24 protein-coding genes are annotated in these 18,483 nt (G+C 44.4%); 18 read left to right on the top strand and 6 right to left on the bottom strand.

Annotation, left to right across the window (positions count from 1 at the left end; all coding sequences use genetic code 11):
- Positions 1 to 13: 13 nt before the first annotated feature.
- Both HOP38_RS12410 and HOP38_RS12405 read right to left on the bottom strand, forming a co-directional pair.
- Entirely contained in the window at positions 14 to 466 is a 453-nt protein-coding gene (locus HOP38_RS12410) for a YaiI/YqxD family protein (protein WP_038229268.1), read from the bottom strand.
- On the bottom strand, positions 459 to 746 hold the full coding sequence (locus HOP38_RS12405) for a hypothetical protein (RefSeq protein WP_006069864.1): 288 nt from the start codon (positions 744 to 746) through the stop codon (positions 459 to 461). The genes HOP38_RS12410 and HOP38_RS12405 overlap by 8 nt, the downstream gene beginning before the upstream one ends.
- A gap of 850 nt (positions 747 to 1,596) precedes the next feature.
- Between HOP38_RS12405 and HOP38_RS12400 the strand changes: the two genes are divergently transcribed.
- Positions 1,597 to 2,109 carry a GNAT family N-acetyltransferase gene (locus HOP38_RS12400; protein ID WP_242456526.1) on the top strand — a complete coding sequence of 171 codons (513 nt, stop codon included), beginning with the start codon at positions 1,597 to 1,599 and terminating at the stop codon, positions 2,107 to 2,109.
- On the opposite strand, the gene HOP38_RS12395 is transcribed toward HOP38_RS12400, so the two are convergent.
- Positions 2,000 to 2,299, bottom strand: a complete 300-nt coding sequence (locus HOP38_RS12395) for a DUF3301 domain-containing protein (protein ID WP_198558165.1) — start codon at positions 2,297 to 2,299, stop codon at positions 2,000 to 2,002. The two genes, HOP38_RS12400 and HOP38_RS12395, sit on opposite strands and share 110 nt — an antisense overlap.
- 12 nt (positions 2,300 to 2,311) lie before the next feature.
- Complete coding sequence (locus tag HOP38_RS12390; protein ID WP_198558164.1) at positions 2,312 to 3,361, bottom strand: DUF3549 family protein; 1,050 nt, start codon at positions 3,359 to 3,361, stop codon at positions 2,312 to 2,314.
- 124 nt (positions 3,362 to 3,485) lie between these two features.
- On the opposite strand from HOP38_RS12390, the gene HOP38_RS12385 reads away from it, so the two are divergent.
- From HOP38_RS12385 to HOP38_RS12335, 11 genes are all read left to right on the top strand, one after another.
- Positions 3,486 to 3,782: a YqcC family protein gene (locus tag HOP38_RS12385; RefSeq protein ID WP_198558163.1), complete on the top strand. Its 297-nt coding sequence runs from the start codon at positions 3,486 to 3,488 to the stop codon at positions 3,780 to 3,782.
- Positions 3,779 to 4,555 (top strand): tRNA pseudouridine(65) synthase TruC, encoded by a 777-nt coding sequence (truC, locus tag HOP38_RS12380; RefSeq protein WP_198558162.1) that lies wholly within the window; start codon positions 3,779 to 3,781, stop codon positions 4,553 to 4,555. The genes HOP38_RS12385 and truC overlap by 4 nt, the downstream gene beginning before the upstream one ends.
- Before the next feature lie 78 nt (positions 4,556 to 4,633).
- Positions 4,634 to 5,083 (top strand): transcriptional regulator NrdR, encoded by a 450-nt coding sequence (gene nrdR / locus HOP38_RS12375; RefSeq protein WP_006069872.1) that lies wholly within the window; start codon positions 4,634 to 4,636, stop codon positions 5,081 to 5,083.
- 37 nt (positions 5,084 to 5,120) lie between these two features.
- Entirely contained in the window at positions 5,121 to 6,230 is a 1,110-nt protein-coding gene (gene ribD, locus HOP38_RS12370) for a bifunctional diaminohydroxyphosphoribosylaminopyrimidine deaminase/5-amino-6-(5-phosphoribosylamino)uracil reductase RibD (RefSeq protein WP_198558161.1), read from the top strand.
- Between the two features lie 4 nt (positions 6,231 to 6,234).
- Positions 6,235 to 6,888, top strand: coding sequence for a riboflavin synthase (locus HOP38_RS12365; protein WP_198558160.1), 654 nt, complete (start codon positions 6,235 to 6,237; stop codon positions 6,886 to 6,888).
- Positions 6,889 to 6,936: 48 nt separating this feature from the next.
- The gene (ribBA, locus tag HOP38_RS12360) at positions 6,937 to 8,046 is read left to right on the top strand and encodes a bifunctional 3,4-dihydroxy-2-butanone-4-phosphate synthase/GTP cyclohydrolase II (RefSeq protein WP_198558159.1); all 1,110 of its coding nucleotides are present in this window, start codon (positions 6,937 to 6,939) and stop codon (positions 8,044 to 8,046) included.
- 176 nt (positions 8,047 to 8,222) lie between these two features.
- On the top strand, positions 8,223 to 8,693 hold the full coding sequence (gene ribH, locus HOP38_RS12355; RefSeq protein WP_004415274.1) for a 6,7-dimethyl-8-ribityllumazine synthase: 471 nt from the start codon (positions 8,223 to 8,225) through the stop codon (positions 8,691 to 8,693).
- Complete coding sequence (nusB, locus tag HOP38_RS12350) at positions 8,693 to 9,160, top strand: transcription antitermination factor NusB (RefSeq protein WP_006069876.1); 468 nt, start codon at positions 8,693 to 8,695, stop codon at positions 9,158 to 9,160. The genes ribH and nusB overlap by 1 nt, the downstream gene beginning before the upstream one ends.
- A 90-nt stretch (positions 9,161 to 9,250) precedes the next feature.
- Positions 9,251 to 10,222 (top strand): thiamine-phosphate kinase, encoded by a 972-nt coding sequence (thiL, locus tag HOP38_RS12345; protein WP_198558158.1) that lies wholly within the window; start codon positions 9,251 to 9,253, stop codon positions 10,220 to 10,222.
- Positions 10,219 to 10,722, top strand: a complete 504-nt coding sequence (gene pgpA, locus HOP38_RS12340; RefSeq protein WP_198558157.1) for a phosphatidylglycerophosphatase A — start codon at positions 10,219 to 10,221, stop codon at positions 10,720 to 10,722. The genes thiL and pgpA overlap by 4 nt, the downstream gene beginning before the upstream one ends.
- Before the next feature lie 129 nt (positions 10,723 to 10,851).
- On the top strand, positions 10,852 to 11,736 hold the full coding sequence (locus HOP38_RS12335; protein WP_038221894.1) for an acyltransferase: 885 nt from the start codon (positions 10,852 to 10,854) through the stop codon (positions 11,734 to 11,736).
- 82 nt (positions 11,737 to 11,818) lie between these two features.
- Here the strand turns inward: HOP38_RS12335 and HOP38_RS12330 are convergent, their stop codons facing one another.
- Together HOP38_RS12330 and HOP38_RS12325 are read right to left on the bottom strand one after the other, a co-directional pair.
- Positions 11,819 to 12,061, bottom strand: a complete 243-nt coding sequence (locus tag HOP38_RS12330; protein ID WP_038167169.1) for a hypothetical protein — start codon at positions 12,059 to 12,061, stop codon at positions 11,819 to 11,821.
- Positions 12,062 to 12,259: 198 nt separating this feature from the next.
- Positions 12,260 to 12,556, bottom strand: coding sequence for a hypothetical protein (locus tag HOP38_RS12325; protein WP_031494511.1), 297 nt, complete (start codon positions 12,554 to 12,556; stop codon positions 12,260 to 12,262).
- A 301-nt stretch (positions 12,557 to 12,857) separates the two neighbouring features.
- On the opposite strand from HOP38_RS12325, the gene HOP38_RS12320 reads away from it, so the two are divergent.
- The 6 genes from HOP38_RS12320 to HOP38_RS12295 all read left to right on the top strand — a co-directional run bounded on the left by HOP38_RS12320 (position 12,858) and on the right by HOP38_RS12295 (position 18,461).
- A complete protein-coding gene (locus tag HOP38_RS12320) occupies positions 12,858 to 13,664 on the top strand; it encodes a crotonase/enoyl-CoA hydratase family protein (RefSeq protein ID WP_198558156.1) in 807 nt (268 codons plus the stop codon).
- Between the two features lie 297 nt (positions 13,665 to 13,961).
- Entirely contained in the window at positions 13,962 to 14,795 is an 834-nt protein-coding gene (gene kduI / locus HOP38_RS12315; protein WP_198558155.1) for a 5-dehydro-4-deoxy-D-glucuronate isomerase, read from the top strand.
- A gap of 22 nt (positions 14,796 to 14,817) precedes the next feature.
- Positions 14,818 to 15,801, top strand: coding sequence for a TRAP transporter substrate-binding protein (locus HOP38_RS12310; protein ID WP_006069883.1), 984 nt, complete (start codon positions 14,818 to 14,820; stop codon positions 15,799 to 15,801).
- Positions 15,802 to 15,854: 53 nt separating this feature from the next.
- Positions 15,855 to 16,364 carry a TRAP transporter small permease gene (locus HOP38_RS12305; protein ID WP_006069884.1) on the top strand — a complete coding sequence of 170 codons (510 nt, stop codon included), beginning with the start codon at positions 15,855 to 15,857 and terminating at the stop codon, positions 16,362 to 16,364.
- 4 nt (positions 16,365 to 16,368) lie between these two features.
- Positions 16,369 to 17,676, top strand: coding sequence for a TRAP transporter large permease (locus tag HOP38_RS12300; RefSeq protein ID WP_031496093.1), 1,308 nt, complete (start codon positions 16,369 to 16,371; stop codon positions 17,674 to 17,676).
- Between the two features lie 11 nt (positions 17,677 to 17,687).
- On the top strand, positions 17,688 to 18,461 hold the full coding sequence (locus HOP38_RS12295) for an IclR family transcriptional regulator (protein ID WP_198558154.1): 774 nt from the start codon (positions 17,688 to 17,690) through the stop codon (positions 18,459 to 18,461).
- The last annotated feature ends 22 nt before the right edge of the window (positions 18,462 to 18,483 follow it).

Here is an 18,483-nt window from a genome sequence, read left to right as displayed (position 1 = left end):
TACTTGGAGTGCGCTATCGCTTCGCTTTAGCCAAAAAGCGGTCTAAATTATTGGCAAATTCGCGTCGTTCAGTTTGTCCTAACGGTGCGGGCCCGCCAGTTTGAACGCCACTCGAGCGCATGGTATCCATAAAGTCGCGAATGTTGAGTCGTGCTTTAATTGTATCTTTAGTGTACATCTCGCCGCGCGGACTTAGCGCTAGGGCATTCTTGGTGATGACTTCATCTGCAAGCGGGATATCTGATGTGATGACTAAATCGCCCTCGCTAACACGCCTTACAATTTCATTGTCAGCGATATCAAACCCTGAAGGCACAGTGAGTGAGTGAATGTTCTCTCGTTTTGGTACAGGCACCGCGTGATTCGCCACGAATGTGCAGGTTAATCCGGTTCGCTCTGCTGCTCGACAAATGGTTTCGCGAATTACCTTTGGACACGCATCGGCATCCACCCAAATCTTAACCATTGTTCTGCTCCAGCTTGGTCAGTCTTTCCGTCAGTAGCGCGACTTGTTGTTCTAATTCCTTCACTCTGAGTTCCAATGGCTGAATCTCAGGCTCAGCAGCCACTTCAACTTTAGGAACGTGTTGGCTACTCTTCCAGGACTTAATTACAGTGATTAGTGCAGGCATAGGCACTTTGGTCTTCAAACGCGCCTTTACCAAAGCGACTGTTGGTTCCTTGCCCTCAGCATGCAATGAGTTTAAAGCCGCTTCAATTTCTGCGGAGACATCTTTCGTTAGCATGTTTTTTTCCATTCAATAAGGGATAACTAAATAGTACCTGTGATTTTGGTCGGGGTACAGAAAAGCAAAAGTCGATTCTCGTCACACTTTGGCATTGATGGCTTCATTAATAAGCGCGCTAAAACGGAAGAGGCTTGTGCGAGATCTCTCACAGCAGTTGTGAGAGAAAGAGATAAAAGCGCGAGAAATTTGGAAGGAAATAATATTAAGTGTTTGTATTTATTGATTTTTAACCGTTGTGAAACATTTTGGTGCGGAAAAAATTGAGTTTTCTGCATTGCTCAAAAACGGCAATCGCGTAAATTAGAACTTGTCGGAAGGATGCTGACACGGAACAGGAAAGACATTGGAAGGTCATCTTCAGGAAGAAGATTTGGTTACCAAGGGAATCGTAACCAGCAAGGAAGTTAGGATAGCGCGGGATGCGAACAATCATCAGGAAGATGATTTAAAAGGAAAAGGATACACTCAGGAAGAGTGAAGGAACCCCATCAGGAAGATGGTCAAGGACACCGCTCAAGGAACAAGTGAAGCGAGCTGACTGGGATGGTTAGCGTCATTGGATGAGATGGACACCGCTAGGACGGCGACGAATGGATATAGCTGAAGGATTCAGCCACTATTACGGATGATGCATGGAGCATTTTTAGTAGCCGGACTGCTGCGAGTAAGACTATAGCCCCAATACGCAAGTGTTGGGGCTTTTCTTATATCTGAGATCAATAAATCTCATGGAATCACTTGTTATAGTCTGCACGCGAAATCAAAGGAATGTAATAACGTTATGACGATCGCTACGCTACGGACAGTATTAATCCCCTATACCGACCATCTCGAGTCGGATTTTCTCATGCTTAACGTCTGTGCTAAGAATAGAAAGCACATGAATGGGCCTCACACGCTGGCAAAAGCACGCACTATTTTTCAATCGATCTTAACCGACCCTGATATTTATGCCATGGCAGTCTTGGACATTCGAACCCGGGACTATCTAGGTCATATATTTGTCGACAGGCATGCGAGTAGTGAAGGGGAACTGGGCTATATCTTTGATAAACAGTATTGGAATAAAGGTATTGCCACGGAAGTGTTGCGCGCGTTTATTCCTGACGTGGTTGCCACCTTGGGATTAAGTAAATTGACGGCGAATGTCGATACTGATCATGAACCTTCCATCAGACTACTTAAGAAGCTCGACTTTGAGCAAATAGGCCATGCGAAAGATGAACATGGCCCGTATTTGATCTTTCAATCTACATTCGGTGCGGTGGCAGATGAAAATTCAGAACATGAAAGCCTTTCATCAACAGCTTTCCTTGATAGTAATCATCGCCTAGGGCTGAAAACTCAAATTCATAAATAGTATGCCAACCCCATCTACCGTTGGCATCTCTTAGTTTGTGTGCGCCGAACGACACGCTAAGCATCTGCAGATCCAATTCTTTGCAACGCCTACTTACCGCAGCTTTAGCAATTTCACCTTGTCGTCTTTGTTGCCAAAACAAAAAGCAAAATAAGCTCAATGCTAAGATCATCAGTAAATTGTTGATCACCGTTAGGTCTCCTTAGTGCATCCGGCCCTGAGTGGCGCTTTGCTGAAGCGCAACTAAAGCCTGTGCTAGTTCAGGGGACGGACTAGAGTGCAACAGTGGCAGCAGAACCAAACGTAAACTTGGCATCATAACCAGATCGGCGAACAGCTGGTTGAACAGAGTCTGGTTTCCTGTTTGTGCCAGCCTAATCAGAAATTGCTCTGCCAGCGCTGGTGTCGTTAACGGTAACCAAGAGCGACCCGCGATTGCGATGAGAATTTCTTGATGACTGAGTGTCGCACTGGCCAAAATGGTAGTAATCAGCGACTCAAGTTGTTCCGGTTTTCCTCCAGATAAGGCACGGACATATGCGGATAGTAGGAACAGATCGGTATACTCTGTCTCCACCTCTTTTTGTGCCAATTCAAATAAGGTATCAGAAAGTTTTGCTGGAAGGGCAATATGCTCCAAGGCTCCAAGCAGAGCATATCTCGGCTCGTTAGCAATATGTCGTAAACTGGTTCTTACTAGTCGACTGTTATCATCAGTACTGAGACGAGCGGCAATGTCAGTAATACCTTGTAGACCGACAGTTTGCCAATTATCCCATCCCAGCTTACCGGCAAAATATTCTTGCGCATGCGTGTAGTATTGGCTGGTTGGTAGTGCTAACTCAGCACGAAGTACGCTATGAAACACGGCAAGCTTGTCGTCTTTTGGTTTGAACGTAAATGGATTATTAGCGAGCTTTTGTTGTTGCTCTTCACTCATTTCTTTACTCAGCCGACTCCCCATCGCTTCCATCACAAACTTAAGAAACTGGCCCACATCAGCCTGACTAAGTAGGCCACGCTCATCGAGGTTAAACTTCAGAAACCATATCCAAGGTTGTTTCTCCGCGTTCCAGTAGGCAATCGCAAACTGTGCCTGTCTTTGAATCGGATAAGGGTACGGTTGGCTTGCTTGCTCAACGTTGGCAAATTGATCATTGTCGATGCGCTGAACTCGTCGAGAAATATCATAAATGTGATATTCGCAGCCACTGTTTACCAGAAGGTCCGACAAAGTATGAATGGTATCCATGGAGTAATTCCTAGTACGGTTTGGGTATAGAACAATAGATGGTATTCTATCGCGAATTTTCAAGTCATTGGTTGCCAATTTCATCGAATGATGAGACCGCAATCTAACGAACGGCCTATTTACCATGAAGCTATTGCTCGTAGAGCTAAAAGAGTTGCTTAAAAAACATGCACTGTGGCAAATCCAAGAGCCAACAGCCAGTGCGATGAGCAGCCAACAACCTTTCTCTGTCGATACTTTGGAACCCCATGAGTGGCTACAGTGGGTTTTTATTCAGCGTATTGAATCTATGATAGAGACGGGACAGCCATTACCGAAGGGCTTTGAGATCGCTCCTTACTTTGAAGAGGTATGGAAGCTGCGCCCTGAGTATCAAGAAATAATCCTTGTATTGAAAAAACTGGATGATAACGCCAAATGACCGAAACCATGACTCTACCTGCCGTGGAACCACTAGAGATCGTTTATCAAGACCAATATTTAGTCGCGGTAAATAAACCTGCGGGTATGCTTGTGCATCGTTCGTGGCTTGATAAAAACGAAACACGTTTTGTCATGCAAACATTACGAGACCAAATTGGCCAACATGTATTCCCACTGCATCGCTTAGATCGACCAACGTCTGGCGTGTTGTTATTTGCTCTGTCTAGTGAAATCGCTTCACAGGCTATGCCGATGTTTGCTGAGCACAACATTGAGAAAACCTATCATGCCATCGTTCGAGGCTGGATCACTGAGGGTGATGTTCTCGATTACCCTCTTAAAGTGGAGCTTGACAAAATCGCCGATAAATTTGCTTCTCAAGACAAGGAAGCGCAGCCTGCAGTAACCGCTTATCAGCCATTGGCATCGGTTGAAGTGCCTTATTCAACAGGGCGATTCCCAACTAGTCGCTATTGCCTGGTCGAGATGAAACCTAAGACTGGTCGTAAACATCAACTCCGCCGACACATGCACCATCTGAGTCACCCGATTATTGGTGATACTAGTCACGGTGATGGCAAGCACAATCGTTTGTTTCGCGAACACTACGATTCGCACCGCCTATTGCTACACGCTTCTGAACTGAAGTTTGTTCATCCTATTACAGAGCAGGAAATAACCATTTCTGCAAACTTTGATGCGGTCTGGCAAAGTCTTGTTGATGCATTTGATTGGCAAGAGTGTGAAGCCATTCAGCAATACCATAGATAACGGGCTTAACTGGTCAAATAGTGGATTTCTTAATAGGTGAATTTTCGCTAAACTGGGAAATCAACCACAGGAGGTGTTATGCATTGTCCCTTTTGCACTGAAAATGATACAAAAGTTATCGACTCAAGGTTGGTAGCGGATGGCCACCAAGTGCGTCGTCGTCGTCAATGTTTGGCATGTAGTGAACGTTTCACCACCTTTGAAACGGCCGAACTGGTGATGCCTAAAGTCATCAAGTCTAACGGCAATCGTGAACCGTTTAATAAAGATAAAATGGTTGGCGGTATTCAGCGTGCTTTAGAAAAGCGTCCGGTAAGTGCAGACGCTATTGAACTTGCTATCAGTCATATTGAGTCACAACTTCGTGCGACTGGAGAGCGTGAAGTACCAAGTGAGATGATTGGTAACCTTGTTATGACTCAATTAAAAGAGTTGGATAAGGTCGCTTATATTCGCTTTGCCTCCGTTTATCGAAGCTTTGAAGATATTCGAGAGTTTGGAGAAGAAATCGCTCGTCTCGAAGACTGATCGACCCAGATGCATTTAGCCATAGATATGGAAAGTTATGAGCCAATTTAGCGCTATTGATTATCAAATGATGAGCCGTGCCATAGAGCTCGCGAAAAGAGGGCGCTTTACCACTGCGCCTAACCCAAATGTAGGCTGCGTCATTACCTTAAACAACGAGGTAGTGGGAGAAGGCTATCATAAGAAAGCCGGTGAGCCACATGCGGAAGTTCATGCCTTAAGAATGGCAGCAGAGCGAGCTAAGGGCGCGACCGCTTATGTCACATTGGAGCCATGTTCACACTATGGACGAACACCTCCATGTGCTGAAGGGCTGATAAAAGCAGGAGTGTCTAAAGTCATTTGTGCCATGTCTGATCCCAATCCGCAAGTGGCTGGCCGAGGCTTTAATATGCTTCGTGAAGCTGGTATTGAGGTGTCCGTTGGTCTTTTGGAACAAGATGCGCGAGCGCTTAACCCTGGTTTCCTGAAGAAAATGGAAACAGGGATGCCTTTTGTTCAACTGAAAATGGCAGCCAGCCTTGATGGGCAAACGGCATTAGCTAATGGCAAAAGCCAGTGGATTACTGGCCCCGAAGCACGTCGAGACGTTCAAGCATATCGTGCCCAGTCAGGAGCTATTCTATCGACCAGTCAAACAGTCGTAGAAGATAACGCCTCTTTGAATGTACGTTGGGATGAGCTTCCAAGTCATGTCACTGATGTAATTAAGCCTGATGAATTACGCCAACCTACTCGCGTGATTTTGGATAGACAAAATGCACTATCGAGAGAGCTGAAATTGTTCCAATCTGAGGGTGATATGATTCGAGTGGCTCAGGCTGGTGGCGATCTTAACGTGACAATGAACTCAGCTAATCAACTGGATTTAGCTGAAACACTGCAAGGCTTGGCTAAAGACCAACAAATTAATCATGTATGGATAGAAGCTGGGGCAACGCTAGCGGGCTCGATGATTCAACAACAGCTCGTTGATGAGCTTATTGTGTATTTAGCACCTAAGCTTATGGGGGCCGATGGGCGAGGGCTTATTGGGGCACTTGGATTGACTGAGATGCAAGACGTCATCGAGCTCGATATAAAAGATATTCGTATGGTGGGAAGCGACATTCGCATTGTCGCCACACCACAACTAAAGCAGAAGTAGAACAATGTTTACAGGAATTATTGAAGCGGTTGGCACACTGAAGGGTATCACTCCAAAAGGAGAAGATATCAGTATTCATGTTGAAGTGGGCAAACTGGACATGAGTGACGTAAAACTAGGAGACAGCATCGCGACAAATGGCGTCTGTCTTACGGTCACCAACTTCACAGACAACAGTTACCATGCGGACTTATCCGTTGAGACGCTAAAGAAAACAGGCTTTGCTCACTACAGCGTTGGCGACAAAGTAAACCTAGAAAAAGCGATGCTACCAACGACACGATTTGGCGGGCACATCGTGTCTGGGCATGTGGATGGTGTCGGAGAAATTGTGGACCGACAACAAGTTGGTCGCGCCATAGAGTTTTGGGTGCAGATGCCGTCTGAGCTAGGCAAGTATGTAGCGGAAAAAGGTTCTATTACCGTAGATGGGATCAGTCTGACGGTAAACGACGTTCGCAAAGATGCCTTTAAACTAACGATTGTGCCCCATACATCTGAAGAAACGACCATCGACAACTTTCATGTTGGCCGAAAAATTAATTTAGAAGTGGATGTCCTAGCTCGTTATATGGAACGATTGCTGCAATCGAAAGCCAGTGACGAATCTGAGTCTCGAATTACCATGGACTTCCTACAACAAAACGGCTTCGCTTAAAATCTGACGCAAAGCTTGATGCCCAACGAACCAATACAGGAATGTGAAATGCCAATTAGTACGCCGCAAGAAATCATTGAAGACATTCGCCTTGGGAAAATGGTTATCCTAATGGACGATGAAGACCGTGAGAATGAAGGTGACCTTATTATGGCCGCTGAACATATCACACCAGAAGCCATTAACTTTATGGCGACTCATGGACGTGGATTGATTTGCTTAACCATGACAAAGAGCCGTTGTGAAGCACTAGGCTTACCACCTATGGTTCAAGACAACAACGCGCAGTACACTACTAACTTTACTGTGTCTATTGAAGCCGCGGAAGGCGTAACCACTGGTATCTCTGCGGCAGATCGCGCACGTACAGTTCAGGCCGCAGTTGCAAAAGACGCAAAGGCTGCAGACTTAGTGCAACCAGGACACATTTTCCCATTGGCAGCTCAAGACGGTGGTGTGTTAACTCGCGCTGGTCATACTGAAGCTGGCTGCGATCTGGCAAAGCTCGCGGGTTTTGAACCTGCCTCTGTGATTGTCGAGATTCTTAATGACGATGGCACTATGTCGCGCCGTCCTGACTTAGAAATATTCGCCGAAAAACACAACATTAAGTTGGGAACGATTGCTGACCTCATCGAGTATCGTAACAATAACGAGACCACTATTGAACGCGTTGCTGCGTGTCATTTGCCGACTGAATACGGTGACTTTGAGTTAGTGACCTACCGCGACACTATCGACAATCAAATCCACTACGCGATGTGTGCTGGTGATTTGACGGCTAGCACTCCATTAGTTCGCGTGCATTTGCAAGACACCTTCACTGATATCTTACGCTCAAATCGAAACTCCGATCGCAGCTGGACTTTGGACAAAGCAATGAAGCGCATTGGAAAAGAAGGTGGTGTACTGGTGATTCTTGGTAATGAAGAAAGCACTGAGGCTATTGTTCACAAGATCAAGGTATTCGAGCAACAAGACAATGGCTCAGCACCGACCATGGCTAAAAAACAAGGCACATCACGCCGAGTAGGCGTAGGGTCGCAGATTCTTGCGGATCTTGGTGTACATGAAATGAAGCTTCTGTCTTCGGCGGATAAAAAGTATCACGCACTGGGTGGCTTTGGTCTGAGTGTCACCGAATACATTACTGAGTAATTTATCCAAGCCTTTGCTTATGAAACGCAAAGGCTTTTTCTTTTTCGTCGCGCCGCAACCGATTTCAAGTATTGTGAAAGCAGTGTTTGACTAAAGTTAGCGGTGGATATTAATAATTGAGTTGTGCTAGAATCCGGCGATTCTCGCGCGATGAACATAGTTTATAAGGAAAGCATATGAAAGTTATCGAGGGTGGCTTCCCAGCACCGAACGCAAAGATTGCTATTGTAATTTCTCGTTTCAATAGTTTTATCAATGAAAGCCTATTATCTGGTGCTATCGATACTTTAAAACGTCACGGCCAAGTAAGTGAAGACAACATCACTGTTGTTCGCTGCCCTGGTGCGGTAGAGCTACCATTGGTTGCTCAGCGAGTTGCTAAAACAGGTAAGTTTGATGCAATCGTGTCTTTGGGTACAGTAATTCGTGGCGGTACACCACATTTCGACTATGTTTGTAGTGAGTGTAATAAAGGTCTTGCGCAAGTGTCTCTGGAATATAGCCTACCAGTAGCATTTGGTGTATTGACTGTTGATACTATCGATCAAGCAATTGAGCGTGCCGGAACCAAGGCTGGTAATAAAGGTGCAGAGGCTGCACTAAGCGCGCTTGAAATGATCAACGTTCTTTCTGAAATCGATTCCTAATGGGGGCCAGTGTGAAACCAGCCGCACGTCGTAATGCACGTCAATTTGCTCTGCAAGCAATTTATTCTTGGCAAATTACTAAAGAAAATGTTGCCACTGTTGAAGAACAGTTCTTATCAGGTGGTAAGTATGATGAAGAAGAGCATCATGCTGCTGAGCCTGCGTTGACTGCGCCAGAGACTGACGTTGTATATTTCCGTGATTTGCTCACGGGTGTCGCGTTGAATCACACGGAACTAGACAGCAAGTTACGTCCGTTCGTTTCTCGTCCAATGCAAGATCTAGACATGATGGAGCTTGCGCTTCTTCGTCTAGCTATGTACGAAATGACGAGCCGCGAAGACGTACCTTACAAAGTGGTTATCAACGAAGCTATTGAGCTTGCGAAAGTATTCGCAGCAGAAGACAGCCACAAGTTCGTTAATGGTGTTCTAGATAAAGCAGCACCTCACGTTCGCAAAAAGTAACGATTAACGTTTGTCTATTCGTAAAAAGGTCAGCAAATTGCTGGCCTTTTTTATATACTCTTCTCACCTTTCCAGCACAAAGCCTACAAGATGTCCGGTGAATTTAGTTTAATCGACAAGTACTTCGCGTATAAACAGCAGCAACGCAAAGACGTGGTCTTAGCACAAGGTGATGATTGTGCTATTGTTGCCCCTCCAGCTGACAGCCACATCGCCATTAGCACTGATACCTTAGTATCCGGTACCCACTTTCTCGCTGACGCCGATCCGGCTTGGATTGCACATAAGGCACTTGCCTCGAATATCAGTGATTTAGCTGCAATGGGTGCATCACCTGCTTGGGTCTCCATGGGGATCTCATTACCAGAAGTGAACGAACGCTGGCTTGAACGTTTTTGCAATGCGTTTTTCTCGTTAGCAGACTATTACGGTATTCAGCTCATTGGCGGCGACACCACAAAAGGACCGCTGGCGATTACTCTTACTGTGCAAGGCACACTGCCACAAGGCAAAGCCTTGACTCGAAGTGGGGCAAATTCTGGAGACTGGATTTATGTGACAGGTCACCTCGGTGATGCCAAAGCTGGCCTTGATGTGATTCTGGAAAAAAACATCAGCGCGAATACCGAACTCAACCGCGTGCTAGAAAAGCGCCACTTTGAGGCTACGCCGAGAGTACTTGCAGGCATTACGCTTCGCGATATCGCTTCTGCTGCGATTGATATCTCTGATGGCCTTATTTCTGACTTAGGGCATATTTTAAAGCGCTCAGACGTTGGCGCTCGTATTGATGTCGACTTGCTGCCTGTTTCGTCTGAACTCAAGCAATTCGTGGAGTCTGATGACATCGCAAAGCAGTACGCATTAACTAGCGGAGAAGAGTATGAACTCTGCTTTACGGTGCCGGAAGCCAACAGAGGGCAACTTGAGATCGCGCTATCAAATACGCCATTTACCTGTATTGGACAAATAACGGGCACGGGCTATCTTGATCTACATTCTAACGACCAACCACTTGACTGGCAGTTGGGTGGATTCGACCACTTTAAGGTGAGCCAATGAGTAACCCCCTTGACTTAATCTCTTTGAAAAACCCTTGGCATTTGCTTGCGACTGGCTTTGGCAGTGGTCTATCGCCTGTTGTACCCGGTACTATGGGTACACTGGCAGCGATTCCGTTATATCTACTGTTAGCACAATTGCCTTTGAGCATGTATCTTATCGCGGTTTTACTGTCTTGTATTATCGGTATCAAAATCTGCCAAGTGACCTCAGATGATATGGGTGTGCACGATCATGGCTCTATCGTATGGGATGAGTTCGCCGGATTTTGGATCACCATGGCGATAGTCCCAGCACTCAAACTACCGATTGACGATTGGAAGTGGTTACTGACAGGCTTTGTGCTATTCCGTTTCTTCGATATGGTAAAACCATGGCCAATCGGTTGGCTCGATAAGCGCGTTCATGGTGGTTTAGGTATCATGATTGACGACATTGTTGCGGGTGTGATGGCGGGTATTTCACTTTACCTGGTCGGACGACTAGCAGGTTGGATTTAATAACGCTTTGTAATTAAACAATAAAATAAACGTGCCTTTAGAAAGGCACGTTTGAATGACAAAGCTTTACTATACGTTTAGCCAAAAGTTGCTATGATTGCGACCTCTTTAAGTTTTGTAACAATTGGTATGTTCAGCAATCTACGTCTCTTCATCAATTCTTTTCTAGTAATGGCAAATACGGCTGTGACTGCATTCGTAGTTTGCACATTCTCGATCATCAAATTACTACTGCCACTGAAATTCGTTCAGACATTGATGACCAGCCTATCTAATAAACAGATGTGGCTTTGGGCGACGATTAACTTATGGCTGCTAAACTTGAATAACAACATTGAATGGGACGTTGAAGGCGGTGACGATCTGACGCCAGACCAATGGTATATGTTGTTGTCTAACCATTTAAGCTGGGCTGACATTGTTATCATCACATCCGTGATGAAAAACAGAATGCCAATGTGCAAATTCTTACTAAAACAAAGCTTACTGTATGTGCCTTTCGTTGGTCTTGCTTGTTGGGGCTTGGATATGCCATTTATGAAGCGACACTCGCAGGCCTATCTGGTTAAGCACCCCGAGCGACGCAATGATGACTTTAATGCGATTCGCAAGGCTTGTAAAAAGTTTGAGCACGTGCCAACAACGATGATCAGTTTTGTTGAAGGGACGCGATATAGCGAAGAAAAGTTGGCGACGGTTAAAACACCTTATCGACACCTATTGAAGCCAAAAACAGGTGGTGTAGCGTTCACACTTAACGCCATGAACCATTTGTTGGATGGGGTCGTTGATATCACACTGGCGTATCCAGAAAATCGAGAAGACCCATTTAATGATTTGTTGAAGGGTAAGTTGACGAAAGTTGTGGTCAAAATCGATGTATATCAGATGGACGAAAACCTCAACGGCGATTACTTCAACGACAAAGTCTTCAAACGTCGCTTCCACAACTGGCTCAACGATGTATGGAAGCGCAAAGATGAAAAATTGGAAGCTATCTATTCGCAGAGCTAATAATAAGTGACAAGAATACAAAAAAGGGTCTACCAGTTGGTAGACCCTTTTTAATATCAATACATTAGGTTATCAATACAGACTACCCAACCGGTAATCTTGGAATGACTCGACAGCACCTTTCTGCTTCATTGATTAACACAGAAACAGCATGTGTATGGTAATTCTCTCCGCTCTTCCAAACGGTTTCTCCGAATATCTGACACAACTCAAAATCAGAAATAGTTCCCTTCATTTCTTGGTAGGCGACGGCAGAGATGATTTTCTGTTCCAATGATTCTGGACAGGATTCAACACGCCAACGACTCACTTGAATATTCGGCAAAGCACACTCCTTGTGGTCATATTTTCGTCATCCAAGCCACAGTAACACTATGAATTTACAGGATCAAGTTGATCTTGCTCACAGTTTTTTTGGGCTATTAATGTGCTAGTCGTAACCTATTGTAAACGCGCGAACTTATTTTTATTTGGTTAATACTTAATCATTAAAATAGTTTTTGCGAGTGATATAACGTTTGAGTTAAATGGTTTTCTGTACGGTTTCTATGTCGGACTCTGATTTGAAAGATCTTACTAGAGCGATCAGCTCTGGTAACAGCCACAGTGAAGAGACATACAGAGCATACTCGGCAAGAAGCCCAACAAGCGCCATGCCAACAGCAGTTTCTGTTCCTAAATAATTAGGTAGTACGTAGCTAAGAAGTAGGTAGGTAAAGATGGTATAGCTGACCGTAAGCCATAAAGGGTCACGACTGTTTTCAGAGAGCTTATTAGCTTTGGATTGGTGTTTAGAGCGTGATTGATTTTCCTTAATCATGGACAGTACTTCCTAATTATCCGTTACGTCTAAGATATTCAAACACTCTAGTCGCTGTTCACAAGAATACTCGACGGCTAATTAGAGCAATCTCATAATTCTATAAATTAATATTGTTAAGAATGAACCTCGCTCACAATTACTCGCTTAACACCATGGATCCAAGTATCTAGCTTTTTTCGTGATGACCTCTCATTTTAGAGTATTGATCCTAATTGTGATGGTTTGCCGACTACACTTTGAGATAACTATTAGAGTTCACATATCGGATGCGATAGACGATTAGATAGAGGATACAAGGATGGATTATCAACGCATTAAAGTAACTAGGGACGAGCACGTCGTGACTGTACGCTTAAACAGGGCGGATAAGCTTAATGGTGTCGACATGATTATGTTTAATGAGTTGATTCATGTGAGCAAAGTGCTTCGTAACGACCGAACGCTGAGGGCAGTTATCCTGACGGGAAGTGAAGGCAACTTTAGCTCAGGACTCGATTTCAAATCTATGATGAAAAACAAGAGCTTTGCTGCAAGACTCTTGTTTAAGTGGCTTCCTGGCCAATCAAATCGTGCACAGCAAGTAAGCAGTAATTGGCGAAAGCTATCCGTTCCTGTTATTGCTGTAATCGAAGGATATTGCTGGGGAGCGGGTATGCAAATCGCGCTAGGGGCCGATTTTAGATTCTGCGCGCCTAATGCCAACCTTTCAATCATGGAGTCGCGGATGGGATTAACCTCAGATATGGCGGGATCCATTGCTCTTAGAGAAATCATGCCGAAGGACCAAGCGATGCGAATCTCGATTTGCGCTACAGAACTTGACGCTAAGGCAGCATTATCTATGGGATTAGTGACCGAAGTCAGCGATGACCCTATGACAGAGGCATTGGCACTTTGCACTCAAATCGCCCAAAAATCCCCAGATGTGACCGCTGCTATGAAGCATATGTACACTCGTTATTGGACCGCACCTGCATGGAAACTTTTGGCGTATGAAACTTATAGCCAGATACGCATTATGCTGGGGAGAAATTTTGTTCGCGTACAACAGGCTTTGAAAAAGAAAACATCACCACAATTCGAGCCAAGACAGCGTCACTGGTAAGTTCAACTATTTACGCTCACCACTTTTTATGATCAATGTAACGTGGCTGTGCTCTAGCCAGCCACGCCCATTGAGTTCATCTCTGCTTAATATTCAAAGTTAATTTACTCACATCAAATACCTCTCTTTGTGTTTTTAAAACGCAGTTTCAAAACCAGATCTAGTTCAAGATTTAACCGTTAATTTTCTAATTTTAAGGATCAGTGATCACGTCTACGGTTGTTCATATGTGAATGTTATTGATCATATAAGAACGACTGTTACTATTAAAAGCATAAATTACGGTTAAGGAAAGTTATGTTAACGAAGTATTCAGCGAACCCTAGAGACGTGAAAAAGTACTCCACTGCACAACTGCGTGATGAGTTCTTGATCGACGAGCTATTCATACCATCTCGGGTATCGGTAGCGTATAGCCATATTGACCGAGCGGTTGCTTTAGGAATTTGTCCTCAAGATAAACCATTGATTTTAGAGGAGTGGATAGATAGTAAGTCGTTCGGGACCGAGTTTTTTCTTGAGCGAAGAGAGCTTGGGTTAGCTTGCTTAGAAGGAGCTGTAAAAGTAACCGTAGATGCAAAAACGTTCCATTTAAACGCTATGGATGTGCTTTATGTCGGCCTAGGCTCAAAGACAATTGAGATAGAGAAAGTAGAAGGTAACGCGACAGTCTACGGATTAAGTGCACCAGCGCACAAATCGCTACCCACAAGGGTAATTCCTCAGAGTGAGGCACGTGTGGTAGAACTTGGTTCAATAGAGACGGCAAACCAACGCGTCATTAACCAATACCTGCATCCGGATGTGATAGAAACCTGTCAGCTATGTTTAGGAATCACTCATTTAGCACCGGGTAGCGTTTGGAACACGATGCCTGCACATACTCACGAACGTCGAATGGAAGCGTATGTGTATTTCAATATCAAGCCGGAACAAGCCGTGTTTCATATGATGGGCGAACCTACCGAAACTCGTCACATTCTAGTTAGAGATAAACAACTCGTACTGTCACCAAGTTGGTCGATTCATTCGGGGTGTGGTACGCAAAACTATAGCTTTGTTTGGGGAATGTTAGGTGAAAATCAAACATTCGACGATATGGACTTTATTCCAATGGATACATTGGCTTAGTTGATACTAATAGGAAATTAACATGAACAAAACTCTGAAAAATGTACTTCTTACTACCGTAGCGGGCGCAGCAGTCACAGTATCATCAATGACATTTGCAGCAACGGAAATCAAAGCGGCATTTAACCAATCTGACAAGCACCCTCAATATTTGGCTTTGGAAGAGTTTGGTAAACAGTTAGAAGCGGAAACGGATGGTCGTTACAAAGTTACTATTTATCCCAATGCACTGCTCGGCGATCAACGTGCGTCGTTGGAACTGGTTCAAGCTGGCGCAGTGCAAATGGCGGTCGTAGCAAACCCGTTGGTAGAAAACTATGACAATACCTTCACTGCAATCGGTATGCCTTTCGCTTATACCGGTATTGAGCATCAAGAAAAAGTGTTTACTTCCGGGGCTCTAGACAAGCTATTTGCTTCTACCAAAAAGTTTGGTTTTGAAGTGTTGACGGCTTATACCGCTGGTTCTCGTAACGTTTATACCAAGGGGCATAACGTTAAGTCCGTCGAGGACATGAAAGGTCAGAAAATCCGTGTGATGCAGTCGAATACTATGGTAGAGATGCTAGGGTGCATGGGCGGTACTGGTGTACCGATGAGTCAAGGTGAAGTGTATACCGCGGTTCAACAAGGTGTCCTTGACGGCGGTGAGAATAATGAAATTACTTATGCCGATATGAAGCACTATGAAGTGGCTCCTTACTTTAGCAAAACTTCTCACTTGATGGTGCCTGACCTAGTCGTTATCAGCGACGACTTCATCAATTCAATGTCGAAGGAAGACCAGGCGACTATTCGTCGTTTAGCTAAAGAGTCGACTGTTGACGAGTTTGCTAAATGGAATGCTCAAATTGGTAAGGCTCGTGCGTTAGCGGAGGAGAATGGTGCGACCTTTATTGATGTCGACGTGAGACAATTCCAGGAAAGCTGCAAACCTCTACAGCAAAAATTGATTAAAACTGACGCACAGAAAGAATTAACTAAGGCGATCAGTGAACTGAGCTAATTAAGAAGGAGTTAGGCGCCAAGCCTAACTCCTTTTTTGCAAGGAAAAGTCTAGTGGAAAAGTTGTTAGTCTGGACAGATAAGTTCAAGAAAATCATCGACTGGGTAGTGGAACGAGCTTGTATCGCTATTATGGCATTCTTGACAGTTCTTGTTACTTATCAGGTCGTTACTCGTTATGTCTTCAATAGTCCAAGTGCGGTGAGTGAAGTGCTGTCACGATACATGTTTGTCTGGTTGGTGTTGATTGGTGGGGCTTATGTGTTTGGCTTGAGAGAACATATGGCTATTACCTATGTACGAGATAAGTTCTCGCCGAAAATAGGCATACTGGTTGATATTTTCACTGAATGGACAATCGCTATATTTGCTTTCGTGGTTATGTGGCAAGGCGGATTCAAAGCGTCCGTTCGTCAAATGTGGCAGTTAGATTCGGCCTTAGAAGTGCCAATGGGTGTTATTTACTCGGCATTACCTATTGCCGGAGTGCTTATTCTTGTTTATTTCGTTATCAACCAACTGAAACTAATACATCAGTTTCAGCAACTTAGTGTAAAAGGATAGACATATGGATGCTGCTACCCTCGCTGCTCTTATTATGTTCGGCGGCGCTATCATTCTACTCGTTTTAGGTGCGCCGATAGGTATTAGTATTGGATTGCCTTCATTTGTTGCCATGGTCAGTATTTTGCCATTAGCAGGTGCTACGACGACAGCCGCCCAACGTATGTTCACGGGTTTGGATAGTTTTGCATTGCTCGCGATACCGTTTTTCATCTTAGCGGGCAATATTATGAATAACGGTGGCATAGCCATACGACTCATTAATTGCTCGCGCATAGTAACGGGTTATTTTCCTGGAGCATTAGCCCAAACTAATGTGGTCTCGAATATGTTGTTTGGTTCAATCAGCGGCTCTGGCGTTGCTTCGGCAGCGGCGATTGGTGGCATTATGAATCCTATTCAAGAGAAGGAAGGGTACGACTCGCCATTTAGAACAGCGGTAAATATTGCATCTGCTCCAACTGGAATGTTGATTCCACCAAGTAACACGTTAATTGTTTATGCGACAGTCGCTGGTTCGGTATCTATTTCAGCACTCTTTATGGGCGGTTATTTGCCCGGCTTACTCTGGGGTGGTGGCGTTATGCTAGTGGCAGGGTTTATGGCCTACCGCCGTGGATATATGTCGAAACATGTGATGAGCCTTTCTGAGCGCGCCAAACTATTTATTGATGCAATACCTAGTTTGTCATTAGTGGTGGTAGTGATAGGAGGTATTCTCGCAGGCATCTTTACACCGACAGAAGCTTCAGCTATTGCGGTCGTTTACTCTTTGGCGCTTGGGTTTATATACAAAGCTCTGAAAGTTGAACAGCTCCCAAGTATTTTGTTGTCGACTGCCAAGTTAACTGCGATTGTCATCTTTATGATAGCCGCTTCGTCAATCATGTCGTGGGTAATGGCGTTTACGCAAATTCCTGGAGCTATAGCCGATGCTTTGTTGTCGTTAACCGATAACCCGATTGTGATTCTTCTAATCATCAATGTGATTTTATTGTTTGTAGGGACCTTTATGGATCCCACGCCAGCGGTATTAATTTTCACACCCATCTTTCTACCGATTTGTATGAATTTGGGTATGGATCCAGTCCAGTTTGGTATTTTGTTGGTGTTTAACTTGTCACTTGGCACCATAACACCACCAGTTGGACCAATACTATTTACTGGTTGTAAGGTTAGCGATATCAAAATTGACCATGTGATCAAAACGCTGCTACCATTCTTTGCGGTGATATTTTTAGTACTAATGGCAGTGACTTATATCCCGGCAATCTCGATGACGATCCCACAAATGATGGGCTTAGTGAAATAAGGAGCAGGTACTTGGAAAAAGTTGTTCGGCAGGAGTATAACGCCCCAGCCTTAGAGAAAGGGTTGGATATACTGGAGTTGCTAGCAAGTTCAGCTGAACCCATGTCAAAGAAACAGATCGCAGAGATGGTCGGTCGTAGTGTGGGAGAGATTTTCCGAGTACTCTCCGTGTTGGCTCGTCGTGGTTATGTGACCTTTAATGAAGATAGCGGTAAATATATGTTTTCTATGCAGATGTTTACCGTTGCTAATCAGTATCCACCTCAGTCTCAACTGTTAAATATCGCCAAGCCATTAATGAAAATGGTGAGTGAAAAAGTCAATCAATCATGCCATGTTTCATGGTATGACAATCAGCATCTGGTGGTGATCGGAAGGGAAGAGAGTCCATATAAGATGGGCTTTAGCCTTAAGATTGGCGCTAAGTTAGACGTATGTTCATCCGGCTCTGGAATCGTACTGTTGAGCTTTAGTGATGAGCTCAAAAGAGAGAAAATACTCAAGCAGAGTGGTGCAACTGATTACGAAATAGAACAAGCGAACGCTTTACTCAATCTGACCAAGAATCAAGGTTACTTTATTGGTCCCAGTCCACAAATTTCGGGTATTACTAATATCAGTGTGCCGATCTTTACGGGCAGTGAGATGTTGGCTGTGTTAACTGTTCCATATGTCACTTTAGACTCTGATGCAGTTCATCATGCTGTAGATAGTATTGAAACGACAAAGAACGAGTTAGTCGCTATTTGCCAATCAATCAGTCATCAGTTAACGCCTCAAGTGTAATACTTTCAAAGGCGTGTGGTTA

This window comes from Vibrio mediterranei (assembly GCF_013364395.1).
GTDB classification, from domain to species: Bacteria; Pseudomonadota; Gammaproteobacteria; order Enterobacterales; family Vibrionaceae; genus Vibrio; species Vibrio mediterranei.
The sequence above is the reverse complement of the archived record's forward strand: the minus strand, read 5'-3'. Positions and strand labels throughout refer to the sequence as shown.

What these genes read in the sequence shown, in the direction of transcription:
- HOP38_RS12410 (WP_038229268.1), bottom strand. Translation starts at nt 466, where the DNA reads ATGGTTAAGATTTGGGTGGATGCCGATGCGTGTCCAAAGGTAATTCGC.
- HOP38_RS12405 (WP_006069864.1), bottom strand. Translation starts at nt 746, where the DNA reads ATGCTAACGAAAGATGTCTCCGCAGAAATTGAAGCGGCTTTAAACTCA.
- HOP38_RS12400 (WP_242456526.1), top strand. Translation starts at nt 1,597, where the DNA reads ATGCTTAACGTCTGTGCTAAGAATAGAAAGCACATGAATGGGCCTCAC.
- HOP38_RS12390 (WP_198558164.1), bottom strand. Translation starts at nt 3,361, where the DNA reads ATGGATACCATTCATACTTTGTCGGACCTTCTGGTAAACAGTGGCTGC.
- HOP38_RS12385 (WP_198558163.1), top strand. Translation starts at nt 3,486, where the DNA reads ATGAAGCTATTGCTCGTAGAGCTAAAAGAGTTGCTTAAAAAACATGCA.
- truC (WP_198558162.1), top strand. Translation starts at nt 3,779, where the DNA reads ATGACCGAAACCATGACTCTACCTGCCGTGGAACCACTAGAGATCGTT.
- nrdR (WP_006069872.1), top strand. Translation starts at nt 4,634, where the DNA reads ATGCATTGTCCCTTTTGCACTGAAAATGATACAAAAGTTATCGACTCA.
- ribD (WP_198558161.1), top strand. Translation starts at nt 5,121, where the DNA reads ATGAGCCAATTTAGCGCTATTGATTATCAAATGATGAGCCGTGCCATA.
- HOP38_RS12365 (WP_198558160.1), top strand. Translation starts at nt 6,235, where the DNA reads ATGTTTACAGGAATTATTGAAGCGGTTGGCACACTGAAGGGTATCACT.
- ribBA (WP_198558159.1), top strand. Translation starts at nt 6,937, where the DNA reads ATGCCAATTAGTACGCCGCAAGAAATCATTGAAGACATTCGCCTTGGG.
- ribH (WP_004415274.1), top strand. Translation starts at nt 8,223, where the DNA reads ATGAAAGTTATCGAGGGTGGCTTCCCAGCACCGAACGCAAAGATTGCT.
- nusB (WP_006069876.1), top strand. Translation starts at nt 8,693, where the DNA reads ATGGGGGCCAGTGTGAAACCAGCCGCACGTCGTAATGCACGTCAATTT.
- thiL (WP_198558158.1), top strand. Translation starts at nt 9,251, where the DNA reads ATGTCCGGTGAATTTAGTTTAATCGACAAGTACTTCGCGTATAAACAG.
- pgpA (WP_198558157.1), top strand. Translation starts at nt 10,219, where the DNA reads ATGAGTAACCCCCTTGACTTAATCTCTTTGAAAAACCCTTGGCATTTG.
- HOP38_RS12335 (WP_038221894.1), top strand. Translation starts at nt 10,852, where the DNA reads ATGTTCAGCAATCTACGTCTCTTCATCAATTCTTTTCTAGTAATGGCA.
- HOP38_RS12325 (WP_031494511.1), bottom strand. Translation starts at nt 12,556, where the DNA reads ATGATTAAGGAAAATCAATCACGCTCTAAACACCAATCCAAAGCTAAT.
- HOP38_RS12320 (WP_198558156.1), top strand. Translation starts at nt 12,858, where the DNA reads ATGGATTATCAACGCATTAAAGTAACTAGGGACGAGCACGTCGTGACT.
- kduI (WP_198558155.1), top strand. Translation starts at nt 13,962, where the DNA reads ATGTTAACGAAGTATTCAGCGAACCCTAGAGACGTGAAAAAGTACTCC.
- HOP38_RS12310 (WP_006069883.1), top strand. Translation starts at nt 14,818, where the DNA reads ATGAACAAAACTCTGAAAAATGTACTTCTTACTACCGTAGCGGGCGCA.
- HOP38_RS12300 (WP_031496093.1), top strand. Translation starts at nt 16,369, where the DNA reads ATGGATGCTGCTACCCTCGCTGCTCTTATTATGTTCGGCGGCGCTATC.